Below are 17,983 nucleotides of genomic sequence, written 5' to 3' on the forward strand. Positions count from 1 at the left end.
CGGGCCTCTTTCCTGCAGATCGCGACGCGTCCCGCCGCGCCCCCGCACGAGGGCGGGGGCGGGCGGGACGGGTTGCCGGGTCAGGGCGCGGTCGGAACCGTGATCTTGCCCGAGGCGATGTCCGCCTTGAACGCGTCGAGCTTCGCCTTGATGTCGTCAACCTTGCCGCCGCTGGTGGAGTAGCCCACCCCGTCGTTGGTCAGGTTGTAGGCCTTCGTCCCGGCCTTGAAGGTGCCGTCCGAAGTGCTCTTGACGAAGTCGAAGACCGCGAGGTCGACCCGCTTGATCATCGAGGTGAGGATGAACTCCTTCACCCCCGACAGCGCGGGCTGGTTGTACTGGTCGGAGTCCACGCCGATGGCGAACTTCTTGGCCCCGCCCATGGTGTTGATCACGCCGATGCCCGCGCCGCCCGCCGCGTGGTAGACCACGTCGGCGTTCTTGTCGAGCATGCCCTTGGCCGCGTCGGTGCCCAGCGCGGGGTTCTTGAAGCCGTCGAAGTTCGGCGGCTGGGTCAGGTACTTGGCCGGCAGGATCTTGATGTCCGGCTTGGCGGCCTTGGCGCCCGCCGCGAACCCGGCCTCGAACTTCTTGATCAGCGGCACGTTGACGCCGCCGATGAACCCGATGGTCCCGGTGGTGGACTTGAGCGCCGCCGCGGCGCCCACCAGGAACGAGCCCTGCTCCTCGGAGAAGCAGGCGCCCAGCACGTTGGCGCCCTCGACCTTGCACTGGTCGGCGTCGACGACCAGGAACTTGACGTTCGGGAACTCCTTCGAAACCTTGGTCACCGGGTTGGTGTAGGCGAAGCCCACTCCGATGATCGGGTTGTAGCCCCGGTTGGCCAGCAGCTTGAGCCGCGCCTCCTTGTCGGCGTCGGGCTCGTCGGGCTTGGCCGAGATCTCCTCGGTCTGGATGTTCAGTTCGGTCTTGGCCCTGTCCAGGCCGGCCGCTGCGGCGTCGTTGAACGACTGGTCGCCCCGGCCACCGATGTCGAACGCCAAGCCGACCTTCACGGTCTTCTTGTCGCCGCCACCGTCACCGCTCTCGACTTTGTCGCCACCACAGGCCGCGGCACTCAGTGCGAGCGCGGCCCCCGTCAGCGTTACGGCCGCCAACTTCAATCCACGGCGCAAGGTAGCTCCTCCCTCGTCCCCCGGAAAAAGTGCCTATATCAGCACGAAACGATCGGACGCTACCTGCTTTGCGGAGTGCTACTGAACAAGTCGTACCGTTTCGCAACGGGTCCGTTATCAAGGTGGAAGCACGTCGTCACAGGTCAGAGGGGTGTTACCAGAGCGTTTCAGGCGAGCGCGGCGCCCTCGACGGCGCCCGCCGACGGGCGCTGCCCCTCCCACAGCGCGGTCAGCGCGGTCGCGGCCATCACCCGGACCCCCACCGCGATGCACCGCTCGTCGACGTCGAAGTCGCCCCGGTGCAGGTCATACTCGTCCTTGGAGCCCGGGGCGCGGACGCCGAGCCGGGCCAGCGCGCCGGGGATCGACTCCAGGTACCAGCCGAAGTCCTCGCCGCCCAGGCTCTGCGGGGTGGGCAGCGCGGCCTGCTCCCCCAGCACCTGGACGATCGCGTCGTGGAACATCTGCACGCTGGTGGCCTCGTTCACGGTGGGTGGCACGTTCCGGACGTACTCCAGCGACGCCTCCACGTCGTAGGCGCCGGCCACCGACTCCAGCAGCGACCGCACCATCTCGGGCGCCTTGTGCCAGGCCTCGTCGTCCAGGCAGCGCACGGTGCCCTCGGCAATGCCGTCGTCGGGGATCGCGTTCGCCACCGACCCCGCCGACACCCGGCCCCACACCAGGCTGAGGCTGGAACGCGGGTCGACCCGCCGCGACAGCGCCGCCGGCAACTCGGTCACGATCTTGGCCAGCGCGTACACCAGGTCGGCCGTCAGGTGCGGCCGGGCGGTGTGCCCGCCGGGCCCGGCGACCTTCACGAACACCTGGTCGCAGGCGGCGGTGATCGGCCCGGTCCGCAGGCCCAGCTCGCCGACCTCCAGCCGCGGGTCGCAGTGCAGCGCGAACACCCGGTCGACCCCGGTGATGCCGCCCGCCGCCATCACGTCGAGCGCCCCGCCGGCGGTCTCCTCGGCGGGCTGGAAGAGCAGCCGGACCCGGCCGGGCAGCAGGCCCGCCGCCGCCTGCTGGGCCAGGAAGAGGCCGGCGCCCAGCGCCATGGTGGTGTGCACGTCGTGCCCGCAGGCGTGCGCCACGCCCGGCACGGTGGAGCGGTACTCCACGCTCCGCTTCTCGTCCATCAACGGCAGCGCGTCGATGTCGGCGCGCAGCGCCACCGTGGGCCCCTCCTCGGGGCCGATGTCGCAGATCACGCCGGTGCCCTTGGGCAGGACCCGCGGGCGCAGCCCGGCCTCGGTCAGCCGCCGGACGATCTGCTCGGTCGTCCGGTACTCGGCGAAGCCCAGCTCGGGATGCATGTGCAGGTCACGGCGGAAGGCGATCAGCTCTTCCTCGTGACCGGACAGGAAGGCGTCCAGTTGCAGCTGGAGGGCGAGTTGCTGGGCCTCGTCGCCCAGGCCCGCGGTCCCGCGCTCGAACTGGGGCACCACCTCGTGTGCCGGCTGCGCCATATACGCCCCCTGCGGCATGACGGCGCCCATCTCGGGCGCCCGCTGTGAATCGTCTGTGGACTGGTCGCGGACGTTCCGGCCGTCCGCCGCCGATGAACTGTGCCCGGCGGATCTGGCGAAGCCGTCAGGTTCCGGCATTGGCCACCTCCCGGGGGTTGACGAACCTGTCGTCACGGAGCTCGATGATCGCCGCGTCGATCACGTTCTCCAGCGTGCCGCCCTCGGTACGGATCGCGCGCTGGCGTTCGTACGGGGCCCCGTGTTCCAGCACCTCGCTGGCGATCTTCAGTTCCTCCGCGCAGCCCAGCCGATCGGCCAAGGGTTCGAGTTCGCGGATCAGTTCGTAGAGTTCGTCGCGGAGCGGGGCCGTGCCACCGTGATCGTCGGTGATGACGATGGCGTCGAGGCCGTAGCGCGTGGCCCGCCATTTGTTGTCCCGCACCACCCATGCTGCGGGTCGGGGAAGAGTGTATCCCCGATCGAGCTGCTGATCGAAGAGCGTGACCAGGCTCTGGCACAGCGCGGCCGCCATGCCGACCTCGCGCAGCGTCGGGATGCCGTCGAACATCCGGATCTCGATCGTGCCGAAGTCGGGGTGCGGGCGGATGTCCCACCACACCTCCTTGATGCTGCGGATGGTGCCGGCGCGCAGCAGGGTGTCCATGTAATCCTCGAACTCCGCCCAGTCGGCCAGGCGGTGCGGCGGGCCCGCGGTCGGCAGCGAGCCCCACACGATCGCGCGGCTGGACGCCAGCCCGGTGTCGTGCCCGTTCCAGTACGGGCTCGACGCGGTCAGCGCGAGGAAGTGCGGCAGGTAGGCCGAGAGGGCGTTGACGATCGGGATCGCCTTGTCGACGTTGCGGACCCCCACGTGGACGTGCACCCCGAAGGTCTGGATCCGGCGGGCCAGCCACTGCATCTGCTCGACGAGCTCGGCGTAGCGCTGGATCGGCGCCATCACCGCGTCCCGCCAGTTGCTGATCGGATGGGTGCCGGTGCATGCCAGCGCGATGCCGCGGCCCTCGGTGACCGCGCGCAGCCCGGACACCGAGGCGGCCAGGTCGGCCTTCGCCTCGCCGACCGTGTGGCAGACGCCCGTCACGACCTCGACGGTCGACTCCATCAGCTCGTGACGAATCTTCGGGTCGCCGCCGCCCTCGCCGAACCCGGGCAGCGCCGCCAGCACCCCGCGCGCGTCCTGGCGCAGGTGCCTGGTCGAGGTGTCGATGAGCTGGAGCTCCCACTCGACCCCGAGCGTCGCGCCCTTGGACGCGTTGAATGCAATGGCCACGGCCAACCTCCGTCACTCAATCCTTGCAGGTCGATGCGTGGCACGTGACACAATTCAGCCAGCGCGTCCCTACGGCTGGAGAAACGCCGTTCGAAGCGTCTTCGACCCATCATGCCGCCGCGCGCCCGCTGCCTCCCAGGCTCCATGCCCGTCGGCGAACAGTTGACTCTTTAGGGCGGTCGGCAGCCCGCGGCACCTGCTCGTTTCAGCCATGCCCCGACATCCGGTCACCACCCAATCGGACTAGTTCCCTGACCTAAACCCCCTCGACACCGTCAGCACGGGGGTGCGCACACAAGATCGCTCACAGTGCGCACCCTGATGATCACTTAATGTGCACGCGGGGATCGTCCCGCCGGGACCGTTCCATGGACTTCGGCGAGAATCCCGGCCGCAAGAATTACACAACCCCGCTACCGACCAGAATTCACCGTCGCAATATTCCGCCGTCGAGACCACGGTCTCGGAAAATCATATTCGCGAGTCGTGAAAATGGCGTCCGCGGTCCCCCGCAAAGCCCGCCGCGAACCGGAGAATTCCTCGCGTCCGAGCTCAGCGGCGGGACCCGCGCCAGCCGCGCCAGCCGATGGCGGCCAGGGCAAGGGCCAAGATCACGTTCACTCCGACGAGGACGCCGTGCACCACATAGAAGGCGGTGCTGCGGCGCGGCCCGCTGCCGAGGTTGGTGGCCAGCATAATCCACTCAAAGACCATGAAAGCGGACAAACAGAGCAGAAATATCGAAACACCCCGAGAGATCTTCACACGCGTCAGAGTAGTCGGCCACGGGTACCCGTTTCGCGGAGCCTTCCTCTAGTGTGCGAGAAGCCATGGGATCTGTACGCCGCGCGGTCGCCGCGCTCACAACGCCGCTGGTCGCGGTCACTCTGGTCACACCCGTCACGCCCGCGCACGCCGCCCTGGAGCCGGTCGGCGGCCCCCGGCTCGGCGCCCGGGGGCTGGTGGTCGACCTGGCCGCCGGGGCCCCCAAGCCGCCCAACATCAAGGCCTCGTCCTGGATCGTCGCCGACGGCGACACCGGCGAGGTGCTGGGCGCCCGCGACCCGCACGGGCACTACCTGCCGGCCAGCGCGCTCAAAACCCTGACCGCGGTGGCGCTCATCCCCAAGCTCGACCCGGCGGCGCTCATCCGGCCGACCCGGCAGACCTGCGACGTCGAGGGCACCAAGGTCGGCATGACGCCGAAGATGCAGTACAAGGTGTCCGACCTGATGCACGCCCTGATGATGGTCTCGGGCAACGACGCCGCGCTGGCGCTCGCCCAGGCCGGCGGCGGGCTGCGCCCCACGCTGGACACCATGAACGCCGAGGCCAAGCGGCTGCGCGCCGGGGACACCCTGGCCGGCTCGACCAACGGCCTCGACGTCGACCTCAAACTGAACGTCAGGACCCAGCACACCTCCTCCTACGACCTGGCCCTGATCATGCGGCAGGGGCTCAAGCTGCCCGCCTTCCGGCAGTACGTGGGCGCGATCGACGCCCGCTGGCCCGCCCCGCTCACCAAGGAGCAGCGCAAGGAGGGCATCAAGGTCGGCGGCTACCCGATCTACACCCACAACAAGCTGCTGCGCCCGGGCACCTACCGGTACCCCGGGATGATCGGCGGTAAGAACGGCTACACCAACGCCGCCCAGCAGACCTTCGTGGGCGCCGCCCGCCGCGACGGGCGCACGATCATCATCGCGCTGATGCGCTCGCCGACGCTCTGGCCGTACGCCACCGAACTGTTCGACTGGGGGTTCGCGGCCCACGGCAAGACCCGCCCGGTCGGCACGCTGGTCGATCCGGTGCCGCCGCCGAAGCCGCCCGGCGCCGACGACTCGGTCCTGCCGCCGATCCCGCTGACCGGTGGTGACTCGCCCGGCGGCTGGGGCCTGGTCGCCACCGCCGCCGGCGGCATCGCGCTGATGGTGGCCGCCGTGGTCATCCTGGCCCGGCGGCGCCGCCCGGCGGCCGCGCCGCGCCCCCCGGCGGAACGCCAGACCGCCGGGTCCGGCGGTCCCCCGCCCTCCTTCGGCGGCCCGGCCGAGGAGGAGTCCCCCCGCTAGCCCGCCGCGACGACCGGAGGCCGGTCCGGGTCGTCGAGGTGCTCGGCGTCCGCGGACAGGACGACCCGGCGGGTCGCCGTCCACGCCGCCGTGAACAGCATGAACCGCGACACGACGTCGATCCAGACCAGCATGCCCGCGACGACCGCGAACGAGGCGTACACCGGGTTGTGCGTGGTCAGCGTGATCAGGAACGTCCCGATCATCTTGAGGATCTCCAAGCCCACCGCGCCGAACAGGGCGCCGCGCACGATCCGCCGCCACGGCGCCCGGGTGCCGGTCATCCGCGAGAACAGCACCAGGAAGATCAGCATGTTGCAGCCGATCGCCACCGCCAGCGTGGCCAGCCGCAGCAGCACGCCCATGCCGACCAGCCCGCCCAGCCCCAGCCAGTCGAGCACCGTGCGCCCGGCGTGCGTGGTCAGCGTCGAGACCGCCACCGACGCCATCAGCACCGTCCCGAGGAACACCAGCGTCCCCACGTCCCACAGCCGCTTGACCAGGAAATGGCCGCCCCCGGACGGGTCGTTGCCCCAGATGTCGCGCAGCGACTCGCGCAGCGCGTTCACCCAGCCGAGCCCGGTGTACAGCAGGCCGACCAGACCGATGATCCCGGCGGTGGTCTTGGCCCGCGCGATCTGCTCCACCGGCAGGCTGACCTGCCCTGGGAGCAACGAGCCCATGGCGTCCACCAGGTAGACGCGGGCCGGCTCGCTCACCCCCACCACGTAGCCGAGCAGCGAGTACCCCAGCGCCAGCAGCGGGAAGAACGACAGGAAGCCGAAGTAGGTCATCGCGGCGGCCAGCCGGTCGCCGTGCCGCTCGGAGTAGCGCCCGTAGGCCCGTACCAGGTGCTCCAGCCAGGGCCACCTGTTCCGCGCGCTCCGCACGGCGCCGGTGGCGCGGTCCCATCCCGAACCGGCCCTGCGCTTCACACCGGCGATCACCCAGGCTCTTTACCCCGGGGTTCCCCGGCGATGCCGCCCGCGGGGAAACGGTTCAGCCGAACGGGAAGTCGTGCTGCGGCCGCCAGACGCAGTCCGCGCCGTGCTCGTACAGCGAGAAGCCCCAGACCTGGAACGCCGCCTCGTAGGAGGCCAGTTCCTTGAACGCCCGGTCCAGCACCTCCTCCGGGAGGTGGTGGGCGACGGTCACGTGCGGGTGGTAGGCGAACGGCAGTTCCCGGGCCAGCGGCCCGCCACGCACCGCCCGTTCGAGCCGCTCGCAGGCGCCCATGCCCTCGGCGATCGCCACGAACACCACCGGGGAGATCGGCCGGAAGGTGGCGGTGCCGCGCAGCCGCATCGGGAAGGGGCGCCCGCTCGCAGCGACCGCCCGCAGATGCTCCTCGATCGCGTCCAGTTCGGCCCCGGTGACCACGGTCGGCGGCAGCAGCGTGACATGGGTCGGGATCGACCGGGCCAGCGGGTCGCCGAACGACGCGCGCCAGCGCTGGAGTTCGGCCCCGTAGGGGTCGGGGATCGGGATGGCCACCCCGATCGTGCGCGTGCCGCCCGCGGCGTCAGGCACCACGTCCGAGGAACCCCACGCGATCGCGTACGACGTCCATGGTGCCTCTGGCGACCTCGCCCGCCCGGGCCGCTCCCCGGGCCAGGATGCGGTCGAGGTCGCGCTCGTCGGCCAGCAGCTTCTCGGTGCGCTCGCGGATCGGGGTGAACGTGTCGATCACCAGCGCGGCCAGGTCCTTCTTGAACTGGCCGTAACCGGACCCCGCGTAGCGCTGCTCCAGGTCGGTGACCGGGGTCTGCGCCAGGGCGGAGTAGATGCGCAGCAGGTTGGTCACCCCGGGCTTCTCCTCGGGGTCGTACCGCACCTCGGTGCCGGTGTCGGTGACGCTCCGCATGATCTTCTTGCGCAGCGGGCCGGACTCTTCGAGCACGTCGAGGATGCCCTGCGGGGACGACGAGGACTTGCTCATCTTCGACAGCGGCTCCTGCAGATCGGCGATCTTCGCCGCGCCCTGCGGGATGTACGCCTCCGGAACCACGAACGTCGTCCCGAACCGGTGGTTGAAGCGCTGGGCCAGGGTCCGGGTGAGCTCCAGGTGCTGCCGCTGGTCCTCGCCGACCGGGACCTGGAAGTCGCGCTCGCCCTCGCCCGGCTCGGGCGTGTACAGCAGGATGTCGGCCGCCTGCAGGATCGGGTAGGTGAACAGCCCGACGCTGGCCGCGGACGCCCCCTGCTTGGCGGACTTGTCCTTGAACTGGGTCATCCGGCCCGCCTCGCCGAAGCCGGTGATGCTGCCCAGCACCCAGGCCAGCTCGGCGTGCTCGGGCACCTGGCTCTGCACGAACAGGGTCGAGCGGTCGGGGTCGACGCCCATCGCGAGCAGCTGGGCCGCGGCGACCTTGCACCGCCGGCGCAGCACCGCGGGCTCGTAGTCGACCGTGATGGCGTGCAGGTCGACCACGCAGTAGAAGGCCTCGTGCGTGTCCTGGAGCGCGACCCACTGACGCAGCGCGCCCAGGTAGTTGCCGAGATGGAACGAGTCGGCGGTGGGCTGGATCCCGGACAGGACACGCGGGCTGGCTGCGGAGGACATGAGCAAGGACCACTTCTGTCTGGCCTCGGCCGAGGCGACGTGATCTGGCGTGAGCTGACGGGCCGGCTGGCGACCACCCGCCCATCATATTCTCCCCGACAGCCCCCATCGGTGTACCCGGTCGTTACACCGGACGCACCTCCCGGCCCGCGGGTAGCCTGATCACCCCACCCGGCTCAGATGGAGGTTCACGTGAAGCTGCTCGTCACCGGAGGCGCCGGCTACATCGGCAGCGTGGTCGGCGCGCAACTGCTGGCGGCGGGGCACCAGGTGGTCGTGCTCGACGACCTGTCCACGGGCCACGCCGACGCGGTGCCCGACGGGGCCGAACTGGTCCGCGGCACGCTGCGCGAGACCGCCTTCGAGGTGCTGGACGGCGCCGGGTTCGACGCGGTGCTGCACTTCGCGGCCAAGTCGCTGGTCGGTGAGTCGGTGCGGCGGCCCGGCCTGTACTGGGACAAGAACCTCGGCGAGTCGCTGGCCCTGCTGGACGCGATGCGCCGGGCGGACGTGCACCGCATCGTGTTCTCCTCCACCGCGGCCGTCTACGGCGAGCCCGAGACCACGCCGATCCTGGAGACCGACCCCACCCGGCCGACCAACCCGTACGGCGCGTCCAAGCTGGCCATCGACACCACCCTGACCGAGTACGCCGCGCTGCACGGGCTGGGCGCGGTGTCGCTGCGCTACTTCAACGTGGCCGGGGCGCACGGCCGGTACGGCGAGCGGCACACCGTGGAGACCCACCTGATCCCCAACGTGCTGGCCGTGGCGCTGGGCCGGGGCGAGTCGGTCCAGATGTTCGGCGGCGACTACCCCACGCCCGACGGCACCTGCGTGCGCGACTACATCCACGTGGTCGACCTGGGCCGGGCGCACCTGCTCGCGCTGGACGCCTGCGCGCCCGGCGAGCACCAGATCTTCAACCTGGGCAACGGCGACGGCTTCTCCGTCCGTGAGGTCGTGGAGGTCTGCCGCACGGTCACCGACCATCCGATCCCGGCCGTGGAGGCCCCGCCCCGGCCCGGCGACCCGGCCGTGCTGGTCGCCTCCTCCGACAAGATCCGCTCGGCGCTGGGCTGGAAGCCCGAACGCGACCTGCCGGCCATGGTCGCTGACGCGTGGGCCTTCCTGCGCCGGTGACGCTCGCGGCGGCCTTCGAAGAGGCGTTCCTGTGCCCGCCCGAGGGGATGTGGCACGCTCCCGGGCGGGTCAACCTGATCGGCGAGCACACCGACCACAACGACGGGCTGGTGCTGCCGTTCGCGCTGGCCCAGGGCGTGACGGCGGCGGTGGCGCGGCGTACGGACGGTGTGCTCGAACTGCGCTCGCTGCAGGCGGCCGGCGAGGGCGTCCGGATCGCGGCCGCCGACCTGGCCCCCGGCGCGGTCGGCGGCTGGGCGGCCTACCCCGCCGGGACGGCCTGGGCGCTGGGGTTCACCGGTGGCGCCTCGATCATGATCGACGCGGACCTGCCCCGGGGGTCGGGGCTGTCGTCGTCGGCGGCGCTGGAGTGCGCGGTGGCGCTGGCCCTCAACGACCTGGGCGGGCTGGGGCTCGACCGGCCCGCGCTGGCCGAGGCCGCCCGGCGGGCCGAGCACGAGTTCGCCGGGGTGCCCTGCGGGATCATGGACCAGTCGGCCGCCCTGCTGTGCTCGGCGGGCCACGCGCTGCTGCTCGACTGCCGCAGCGGGCTGTCCGCGCAGGTCCCGCTGGACCTGACCGGGCTGGACCTGCTGGTGGTCGATACCGGGGTGCGGCACGCCCTGGCCGGCGGCGAATACGCCGCCCGCCGCGCGGAGTGCGCCCGCGCCGCCGCCGCGCTCGGCGTGGCCGCGCTGCGCGACGTCACGGATCTGGGCGCCGCGCTGGGCGCCCTGACCGACCCGGTGCTGCGCCGCCGGGTCCAGCACGTCGTCACCGAGAACCACCGGGTGGAGGCCACGGCCGGGCTGCTGCGCGCGGGCGCCGCCGCCGAACTGGGCGCGCTGCTGACCGCCTCGCACCTGTCGCTGCGCGACCAGTTCGAGGTGTCGTGGCCGGAGGCCGACCTGGTGGTCGACGCCGCGCTGCGGGCCGGCGCCCGGGGCGCCCGGATGGTGGGCGGCGGCTTCGGCGGCTCGGTCATCGCCTTGACTGCGGCCGACCGCACCGCCCGGGTCCGGGAGCGGATCGCCGCGGCGCTGCCCCGGGCCGCCTTCCTGACCGCCGTCCCCTCCCCGGCCGCCCGGCGCCTCTAGCCGGGCGACCCGGCGATCTCGGCGCGGAGCCTGCCGGCGGCCGCGGCGGCGTCGTCCTCACCGAGCGCGGTGAACCCCGCCACCGCCTGATCGACGCTGGCCAGCGCCTCGTCCGGGCGTTCCAGCGCCGCGAGGATGCGGGCCCCGTCGTAGCAGAGCAGCGCGGTCTCCCAGGTGCGCGGCGGCTCGTCCGGCCAGCCGGCAAGAACCTCGTGGGCCGCGGCGATCTCCGCCAGGCCGGCCTCGCCCTGCTGGCTCCACAGCAGGCACATCCCCCGGCGGCGGAGCACCCGCACCGTGCCCTGCTCGTCGCCCGCCGCGCGGAAGGCCTCGGCCGCGGCGGCGAACCGCTCGGCGGCCTGGCCGTCCCGGTCCATGTCGGTGAGCACCTCGGCGGCCGACTCGTGGCACTGGCCGGCCAGGCCGGGGTGCTCCACGTCGCCGGCCAGCGCGGTGAACGCCTCGGCCGCCTCGTCGCCCTCGCCCAGCCCGCGCAGCGCGTTGGCCAGCAGGAAGCGGGCCCGGACGGCGGCCTCGGCGTCGTCCAGTTCGACGAGCACCGGGATGGCCTCCTCCAGCGCCTCCGCCGCGTCCAGCGGGCGCCCGGCGTTGAGGTAGGCGGCGCCCAGATCGACCCGGGCGTAGGCGGCCGGCGGGTACGCGCCGGCCGCGGTGAACCCGGCGACGGCCTCCACCAGGTCGTCGGCGGCCTCGGCGTACCGCTCCCGGGCGAGCAGCAGGGCGCCCCGGACCGCGTGCCCGGTGACGCGCAGCCGCGGGTCGGTCCCGGCGGCCCCGATCGCCTCGGTCAGGCCGGCCAGGGCCTCGGCGGACTCGTCCTCGTCGGAATGGTCCAGCAGCTGGCCGAGCAGCAGCGACGCCTCCGACAGCAGCGCGGCGACGCCGGCCGTGCGGAATCCGGCGCCGGCCCGGCGCAGCGCGCCGAGCGCCCCCTCCCGGTCCTCGCCCACCGCGATCAGGGCCTGGGCGCGGAGCAGGTCCAGTTCGGCCAGTTCGACCGGGTCGCCGGTCTCCGTGCCGTCCAGCACCTTCAGCGCCAGGTCCGGGCGGCCGGTCGCGGTGTGCGCGGTGGCCAGCCGCTGCCGGGCCGACACCGCCCGGAGGGTGCCGGGGAAGTGCTCGGTGAGGTGGTCGGCCGCGGCCTCCAGCTCGCGGAGCGCCTCCGGCGCGCCCTCCTCGTCGGTCTCCACCCGCAGCGCGGCCACCCGGCTGGCCGCCGCCCAGCGCCGCGGCTCGTCGCCGGCGGCGGCGTGCAGCTCGATCGCGCGCTCCCACTCGGTCAGCGCCCCGGCGACGTCGCCGTCGCCCAGCAGCAGTTCCAGCCCCCGCCCGTCGGCGCGGCGCGCCCGCTGGAGCGGGGTCGGCTCGGCCGCCAGCCCGTCGAACCGCCGCCAGGCCGCCAGCGCGGCCTCGCCCGCGCGCCGCCGCCAGTGCTCCTCGGCCAGGTCGAGCAGCGCATCGGGGTCGTCGATCGTGACCGGATCGGGTCCGGCCACGGGAACGGCCGGGGGCGGGGTCGCGGGACGGACGTACGGCGTCAGCGGCAGGTGCTCGACCAGCGGCTCGGCGGCCAGGGTCCGCCGCACGATGTCGCCCTGGTGGGAGGTGCGGTTGCGGGCGTCGAACCGGGCTGCCAGCTCCAGCGCCCGCTCCGCCAGCTCGGCCTGGAGCTCGGCGGCGGGCACCTCGGTCTCGGGCCGGTCGCCGTGCTCGGGCCGGCGGACGGTCACGTGCCCGTGCTCGGTCTCCGTCAGCCTGCGCAGCAGCAGCGCGCCCGCCGCGGCGAAGGACATCGCGGCGTGCGGGGTGGGCGCCCGGTCCAGCCAGCCCAGGTGCCGTTGCAAGATTTCCAGCCCGCGCGCCTCGTTGCCGCTCTGCGCGCAGAACTCCAGGTGCGTGGCGATCGCCCACAGCTCGCTGATCCGCGACCGCTGCGTCCGGTACGCCCGGCGGTGGGCGTCGGCGGCCTGCTCCAACCGGCCCTCCCGCAGGAACACCGGCAGCAGCTCGGTCAGGATCGTCGATGGCTGCTCCGAGCAGGTCAGCTCCCGGTTGAGCACCGGCTCGGCGAGCGCCAGGGCGTCGGCGTCCCGGCCCCGCCAGGCCAGGTAGAGAACCTTCGTGCCCGGGTCGCAGCCCTCGCAGTCCGAGAGCCGGGTGCGGGGGGCCGCGTGCCACATCGCGTACCAGCGGTCGGCCGCCTCGGCGTTGCCGACGTGCTTGGACACCACGCAGCGGTAGGTGTAGACGGGGTGCAGCCCGTGGCCGCCCGCCCGGTACCGGCGCTCCATGTCGTCGAGCACCGCGAGCGTGCGGTCGAGCGGCACCTCGGGGAAGCTGGTCAGCGCGTTGACCGTGCCCTTGAACGCCCACAGCAGCCGGTACTCGTCGCCCTCGTCGAACCGGGTCGGGTCCCGGTCGTACTCGCTGAGGCAGCGGCTGAACGCGGTGAACGCCTTGGCGGTCTCGCCGCCCTGCACGTAGGCGGCGCGCAGTTCCATCCGGACCCGGAAGGTCAGCACCTCGTCGTCGGACGCCTCGGCCAGCCGCAGCGCCTCCTCGACGAGCATCGTCCGCCCGTCGCCCCAGGGCAGTTCCTCGGCCTGGTTCATCAGCTCCAGGACAGTGCTCATCAGGGGGCTCCCGGGTCGTGGACGGCCCAGTCGAGCAGCCCGAGGAACGAGCGGTTGAGGACCGCGGTGTCGGCGGCGCGCAGCGGGTGGTGGCCGAGCAGCAGCGCCTGCCCGTACAGGCCCTGGACCGCCAGCTCGACCAGGTCCTCCTCGGCGAGCGCGGTGATCCGCCGGGTCAGCGGGTTGCGGTGGTTGAGGACCAGTTGCGGCCGGTCCGCGGCGGCCGCGCCGTCGAGCGCGCCGAGCACGTCGGACCACAGGTCGTCGGCGGCCTCCCGGGCCTCCCGCAACCGTGTCTGGTGCTCGGCGGCCCGGCTGGTGAGGTAGAGGGCGGGCAGCGAGGCGGGGTCGAAGTCGCGGACGACCACCTCGCAGCCCAGCCGGTCGACCGCCCGTTGCGCCAGCGCCAGGAACGGCCGCAGCGCCAGTTCCGCGGCCGGGTCGACCACCCCGAAGTGGGTGGTCAGCTCGGTGGCGTCCAGCCGGCGCAGCCGCACGTCCGGGTCGATGTCGGGCAGCCGCTCGATGATGTCGGTGTCGTAGACGTAGCCGCCGTTGACCAGCCCGACCCCCTGCGCGCCCGAGACCGCCGACAGCCGGCGGAACTCGTCGACGTTCGCGGTGTAGCGGCCGCCGGGGTGCCGGCGGCGGAACTCGTGCAGCGTCATCGGCCCGGCCGAGGTCTCGAACTCCAGCCACCGGTCGACGATGCGCAGCATCTCGTCGTCGTGCAGGGCCATCGCCTTGACCCCGAGCTGGTGCAGCCGCAGGAACCCGTTCAGCCGGGCGGGGTCGGTCTCGGCCAGCCGCACCAGCCACTGCCGCAGCCGGTCGCCGATCGCCTGCCGGGTCAGCTCCAGCAGCTCGTCGTCGTAGAGCGCCTCGCGGCTGGCGGTCGGGCGCAGTTCGCCGGAGTCGACCACGCAGCGGACGAAGAACGCCCACTCGGGCAGCAGCCCCTCGATCCCCTCCGACAGCAGCATCCGCTTGAGGTAGACGCGGTGCGCGCCGCGTGCGGACGGCGTCACCGGCCGGGGCAGCACGAACGCCACTCCGGTCAGCCCCGCCTCGGGCACGTCGAGGTCGATCACGTCGTAGGGCTCGAACCCGTACAGCTCCTGGCAGTAGGCGTCCAGCGCCCTGCGGCGGCGGCCGGGGTCGGGGTGCGCGTCCAGCCAGGGCGGGCCGGAGCCGGTGATCTTCACTCCGTCGACGGTCAGCTCGATCGGCAGCAGGGAGCCGTAGGTGCGCGCGAGTGCGGCGACCGTGTCCGGCGCGACCAGGTCGCCGTCACCGGGCCGGGCGCGCAGCGTCACGGTGGTGCCGGGCTCGTCGCGCTCGGCGGGGCCAACCCGGTAGCGGCCGTCCGCGAAGCCCGTCCAGCGGACCGCGTCGCCGCCGCGCGCCGACCGGGTCACGACCTCGATCTCGTCGGCGACGAGGAACGCCGACAGCAGCCCGATGCCGAACTGGCCCAGGAAATCGTGCCGGGCGAAGCCCAGCTCGTCGCGCTTGGAGGAGCGGCCGATGGTGGCCAGCAACTCGTGGACCTCATCGTGAGTCAAGCCGATTCCGGTGTCGTGCACGCGCAGCACGCCGTTCCCGGTCTCGACGCCGACTTCGGCCGGCGCCCCCGGACCGCGGGCGGTGATCGCGTCGACCGCGTTCTGGAGCAGTTCGCGCAGGTAGACCCGGGGGCTGGAGTACAGGTGGCGGCTGAGCAGATCGACCACGCCACGAAGATCGACTTGAAAGGCCTGATCCACCCCGAACGCCCTCCCGAACGGCTGCATATAGACCGCATCACCCTATCGGCCGTCAAACCGCAATCTTCCGGTTTGAGTGTGATGCGACCCGGAACGAGTCGCCGGTCCCCCGGAGCGCTACTAAAGTGCGCGAAATGCTGAGCAGGCTACGGCGGACCCGTTCCTCCGATCCTTCCATCTACGAACACCTCCGGGCGCACCTTCCGGACACCGGCCCCGGGCTGCTCCCCGGCGGGGAGACGCTGCCGGACGACGAGAAGGGCGCGCTCTGGGCGCCCGGCGCGCGCGACGGCGTGCTGACGCACCACTGGGCCGGCTCCGCCGACCCCGGCGAGGTCGACGAGGTCTACACCGCGCTGGTCACGGCCATCGAGAACCGGGCGACGGCTCCCGCGCTGGTGGACACCGTCGCCCCGCTCCGGGTGATCGCCCTGGTCGACCCCCTGATGGGACGGGTGCGCTCCGCCGGGATCGACCCCGACCGCGCCTACCGGCTCGGCCGCTGGCTGGCGCTGAACGCCCGGCGGCGGGAGGCCGTCAAGCTGGGCATCTCGCTGCTCGGCCTGTTCGACGCCGACCACCACCGCGCCGAGCTCATGGTCCTGGGCCGGCACGACGAGTTCACGCTCTTCGCCGCCGTGGCACTGGTCAACCAGCCCGGCGGCGGCGAGGACGAGCTGTGGGAGCTGGCCCGCAGCGTGACCGGCTGGGGCCGCGTCCACCTGGTGGAGCAACTCGCCAACAGCAAGCGCCCCGAGATCCTGGACTGGATCGTCCGGGGCGGCTTCCGCAACGACGTCTCCCACGCCTACCTCGCCGGGATCGCCGCCGAGTCCGGCGGTCTCGCCGGGCGGCTGGCCGTCGCCGACGCGGACGCCGAACTGCTCCACGCCGCCGGCGACATCCTCACCGCGCTCTGCGAGCAGAACGGCCCGATGCGCGGGATGCCCGACTACGCCGACGGCGAGCGCGCCGCCCGGCTGTTCCTGGAGCACCTGCAGACCCGGGCCGAGGACCTGCGGCACTTCCTCGCCGTCGCGGCGCTCCGCGAGTACGCCGCCGAGCACTGGCCGGCGTTGCCGCCCGCCTGCGACGCCGTCCTGGGACAGCCGAACTGGCCCGACCTGGCCCGCGCCGGGCTCGACTCCGCCGACCCGGCCGAATTCCAGCGCGCGGACCGGGCGTGCCGGTTCCTCGGCATCCCCACCCTCCACGTGCACCTGCGGCGGCTGCGCGCCGACCCGTACGACGTCCGTGGCTGGTACTCGGCCATGCATCAGGTCGAGGCCCGCACCATCGACGAGGTGCTGGAACTGGCGATGAAGCTGCTGCCGCTCGCCGAGATCGGCTCCGGCACGGGCGAGGCGACCGGGGTGGGCGAGGAGTACGCCCCGCACCGCTGCCTCGACGCCTTCCTGCCCGCGCTGGGCGACTGGCCCGGCCGGGGCTGGCCGCTGGTCGCCGCCGGGCTCGGCTGCCCGGTGCCCCGGCTGCGCACCATGGCCGCCCGCACCATGTCGGTCTGGGGCCGCGCCACCTGGCCCCCGCCCGCCGAACTGGCGCTGCGCAACGCCTTCGCCGTCGAACCCGACCTGGAACTGCGCGAACTCATGCAACGCGTCCTGGACGACCGCCCTCTGGACGAGTAGTGGCGGGACCCCCGCAGGGGCCCCGCCACGGTACGCGTGCGGCTCAGAGGAGACCGAGGGAGCTGACGGCGTCGCGCTCCTCGGCCAGTTCGGCGACGGAGGCGTCGATCCGCTGGCGGGAGAAGTCGTTGATGTCCAACCCCTGGACGATCTCCCACTCGCCGCCCTTCGCCACCACCGGGAAGGACGAGATCAGGCCCTCGGGCACCCCGTAGGAGCCGTCGGAGACCACGGCCATCGAGGTCCAGTCGCCCTCGGGGGTGCCGTGCACCCAGGTGTGGATGTGGTCGATGGCCGCGTTGGCGGCGGAGGCGGCCGAGGAGGCCCCGCGGGCCTCGATGATGGCCGCGCCGCGCTTGGCGACGGTCGGGATGAACTCGTCGCGCAGCCAGCCGTCCTCCACCTGCTCGGCGGCGATCTTGCCGTTGACCTCGGTGTGGTACAGGTCCGGGTACTGGGTCGCGGAGTGGTTGCCCCAGATCGTCATCTTCCGGATCGCGCTGACCGGCACCGAAAGCTTCGCGGCGAGCTGCGACAGCGCGCGGTTGTGGTCCAGGCGGGTCATCGCGGTGAACCGGGCGGCCGGCACGTCCGGCGCGTGCGCCTGCGCGATCAGCGCGTTGGTGTTGGCCGGGTTGCCGACCACCAGCACCCGGACGTCGTCGGCGGCACCGGCGTTGATAGCCGCGCCCTGCGGCTTGAAGATGCCGCCGTTGGCCTCCAGCAGGTCACCGCGCTCCATGCCCTTGGTCCGCGGCCGGGCGCCGACCAGCAGCGCCACGTTGACGCCGTCGAAGGCCGCCGTCGCGTCGTCGAAGATGTCGACGCCGGCGAGCAGCGGGAACGCGCAGTCGTCGAGTTCCATCGCGGTGCCCTCGGCGGCCTTGACGGCCTGCGGGATCTCCAGCAGGCGCAGCCGTACCGGGGTGTCCGGGCCGAGCAGGTGGCCGGACGCGATGCGGAAGAGCAGCGCGTACCCGATCTGACCGGCGGCACCGGTGACGGTCACGTTGACGGGAGTGCGGGTCATGACGTTCTCCTGGTGGTCCTGGCAGCTTCTTCGGGGCGGCCGGCCGGGCCTCTCGGCCACCCGCCGCCGGAGATGTCTCTCGTTGTCGAGATATCCGCCTGCCAGGCTATCGC

Annotated in this window: 14 protein-coding genes; 4 read left to right on the forward strand and 10 right to left on the reverse strand. The window is 72.6% G+C overall.

Going from position 1 to position 17,983, the window contains the following annotated elements; genetic code table 11:
• Positions 1-80: 80 nt before the first annotated feature.
• From DPM19_RS09985 to DPM19_RS10000, 4 genes are all read right to left on the reverse strand, one after another.
• Positions 81-1,136 (reverse strand): BMP family lipoprotein, encoded by a 1,056-nt coding sequence (locus DPM19_RS09985; RefSeq protein WP_233510017.1) that lies wholly within the window; start codon positions 1,134-1,136, stop codon positions 81-83.
• A 167-nt stretch (positions 1,137-1,303) separates the two neighbouring features.
• Positions 1,304-2,608, reverse strand: coding sequence for an amidohydrolase (locus DPM19_RS09990; RefSeq protein WP_111866312.1), 1,305 nt, complete (start codon positions 2,606-2,608; stop codon positions 1,304-1,306).
• Positions 2,609-2,732: 124 nt separating this feature from the next.
• Positions 2,733-3,899, reverse strand: a complete 1,167-nt coding sequence (locus DPM19_RS09995; protein WP_111866315.1) for a glutamate--cysteine ligase — start codon at positions 3,897-3,899, stop codon at positions 2,733-2,735.
• A 552-nt stretch (positions 3,900-4,451) separates the two neighbouring features.
• Complete coding sequence (locus DPM19_RS10000) at positions 4,452-4,664, reverse strand: SCO4848 family membrane protein (protein ID WP_111865340.1); 213 nt, start codon at positions 4,662-4,664, stop codon at positions 4,452-4,454.
• Positions 4,665-4,729: 65 nt separating this feature from the next.
• On the opposite strand from DPM19_RS10000, the gene DPM19_RS10005 reads away from it, so the two are divergent.
• Positions 4,730-5,968 (forward strand): D-alanyl-D-alanine carboxypeptidase family protein, encoded by a 1,239-nt coding sequence (locus DPM19_RS10005; protein ID WP_111865343.1) that lies wholly within the window; start codon positions 4,730-4,732, stop codon positions 5,966-5,968.
• Here DPM19_RS10005 and DPM19_RS10010 read toward each other — a convergent pair.
• The 3 genes from DPM19_RS10010 to trpS are packed head-to-tail and all read right to left on the reverse strand — an operon-like array spanning position 5,965 to position 8,531.
• The gene (locus tag DPM19_RS10010; protein ID WP_233510018.1) at positions 5,965-6,915 is read right to left on the reverse strand and encodes a YihY/virulence factor BrkB family protein; all 951 of its coding nucleotides are present in this window, start codon (positions 6,913-6,915) and stop codon (positions 5,965-5,967) included. The genes DPM19_RS10005 and DPM19_RS10010 overlap by 4 nt on opposite strands.
• 52 nt (positions 6,916-6,967) lie before the next feature.
• Positions 6,968-7,501, reverse strand: a complete 534-nt coding sequence (locus DPM19_RS10015) for a 2'-5' RNA ligase family protein (protein WP_233510019.1) — start codon at positions 7,499-7,501, stop codon at positions 6,968-6,970.
• Complete coding sequence (gene trpS, locus DPM19_RS10020; RefSeq protein ID WP_111865345.1) at positions 7,491-8,531, reverse strand: tryptophan--tRNA ligase; 1,041 nt, start codon at positions 8,529-8,531, stop codon at positions 7,491-7,493. The genes DPM19_RS10015 and trpS overlap by 11 nt, the downstream gene beginning before the upstream one ends.
• A gap of 192 nt (positions 8,532-8,723) precedes the next feature.
• Here trpS and galE point away from each other — a divergent pair, with 192 nt between their 5' ends.
• Positions 8,724-9,674: a UDP-glucose 4-epimerase GalE gene (galE, locus tag DPM19_RS10025; protein ID WP_111865347.1), complete on the forward strand. Its 951-nt coding sequence runs from the start codon at positions 8,724-8,726 to the stop codon at positions 9,672-9,674.
• Positions 9,671-10,771 carry a galactokinase gene (galK, locus tag DPM19_RS10030; protein ID WP_233510020.1) on the forward strand — a complete coding sequence of 367 codons (1,101 nt, stop codon included), beginning with the start codon at positions 9,671-9,673 and terminating at the stop codon, positions 10,769-10,771. Before galE ends, galK begins: the two co-directional genes overlap by 4 nt.
• On the opposite strand, the gene DPM19_RS10035 is transcribed toward galK, so the two are convergent.
• Together DPM19_RS10035 and DPM19_RS10040 are read right to left on the reverse strand one after the other, a co-directional pair.
• Complete coding sequence (locus DPM19_RS10035) at positions 10,768-13,425, reverse strand: tetratricopeptide repeat protein (protein ID WP_111865349.1); 2,658 nt, start codon at positions 13,423-13,425, stop codon at positions 10,768-10,770. The two genes, galK and DPM19_RS10035, sit on opposite strands and share 4 nt — an antisense overlap.
• Positions 13,425-15,218, reverse strand: coding sequence for an HSP90 family protein (locus tag DPM19_RS10040; protein WP_199484973.1), 1,794 nt, complete (start codon positions 15,216-15,218; stop codon positions 13,425-13,427). Before DPM19_RS10040 ends, DPM19_RS10035 begins: the two co-directional genes overlap by 1 nt.
• A 107-nt stretch (positions 15,219-15,325) precedes the next feature.
• On the opposite strand from DPM19_RS10040, the gene DPM19_RS10045 reads away from it, so the two are divergent.
• Entirely contained in the window at positions 15,326-16,840 is a 1,515-nt protein-coding gene (locus tag DPM19_RS10045) for a hypothetical protein (protein ID WP_111865352.1), read from the forward strand.
• A gap of 43 nt (positions 16,841-16,883) precedes the next feature.
• Here DPM19_RS10045 and DPM19_RS10050 read toward each other — a convergent pair whose 3' ends face one another.
• Positions 16,884-17,870, reverse strand: a complete 987-nt coding sequence (locus tag DPM19_RS10050) for a malate dehydrogenase (RefSeq protein ID WP_111865355.1) — start codon at positions 17,868-17,870, stop codon at positions 16,884-16,886.
• Positions 17,871-17,983 lie beyond the last annotated feature (113 nt).

The sequence above is a fragment of the Actinomadura craniellae genome, assembly GCF_003289645.1.
GTDB classification, from domain to species: domain Bacteria; phylum Actinomycetota; class Actinomycetes; order Streptosporangiales; family Streptosporangiaceae; genus Actinomadura_D; species Actinomadura_D craniellae.

Coding starts and splice junctions, on each gene's coding strand:
- DPM19_RS09990 (WP_111866312.1), bottom strand. CDS start 2,608: ATGGCGCAGCCGGCACACGAGGTGGTGCCCCAGTTCGAGCGCGGGACC.
- DPM19_RS10005 (WP_111865343.1), top strand. CDS start 4,730: ATGGGATCTGTACGCCGCGCGGTCGCCGCGCTCACAACGCCGCTGGTC.
- trpS (WP_111865345.1), bottom strand. CDS start 8,531: ATGTCCTCCGCAGCCAGCCCGCGTGTCCTGTCCGGGATCCAGCCCACC.
- DPM19_RS10035 (WP_111865349.1), bottom strand. CDS start 13,425: ATGAGCACTGTCCTGGAGCTGATGAACCAGGCCGAGGAACTGCCCTGG.
- DPM19_RS10040 (WP_199484973.1), bottom strand. CDS start 15,218: ATGCAGCCGTTCGGGAGGGCGTTCGGGGTGGATCAGGCCTTTCAAGTC.
- DPM19_RS10045 (WP_111865352.1), top strand. CDS start 15,326: ATGCTGAGCAGGCTACGGCGGACCCGTTCCTCCGATCCTTCCATCTAC.
- DPM19_RS10050 (WP_111865355.1), bottom strand. CDS start 17,870: ATGACCCGCACTCCCGTCAACGTGACCGTCACCGGTGCCGCCGGTCAG.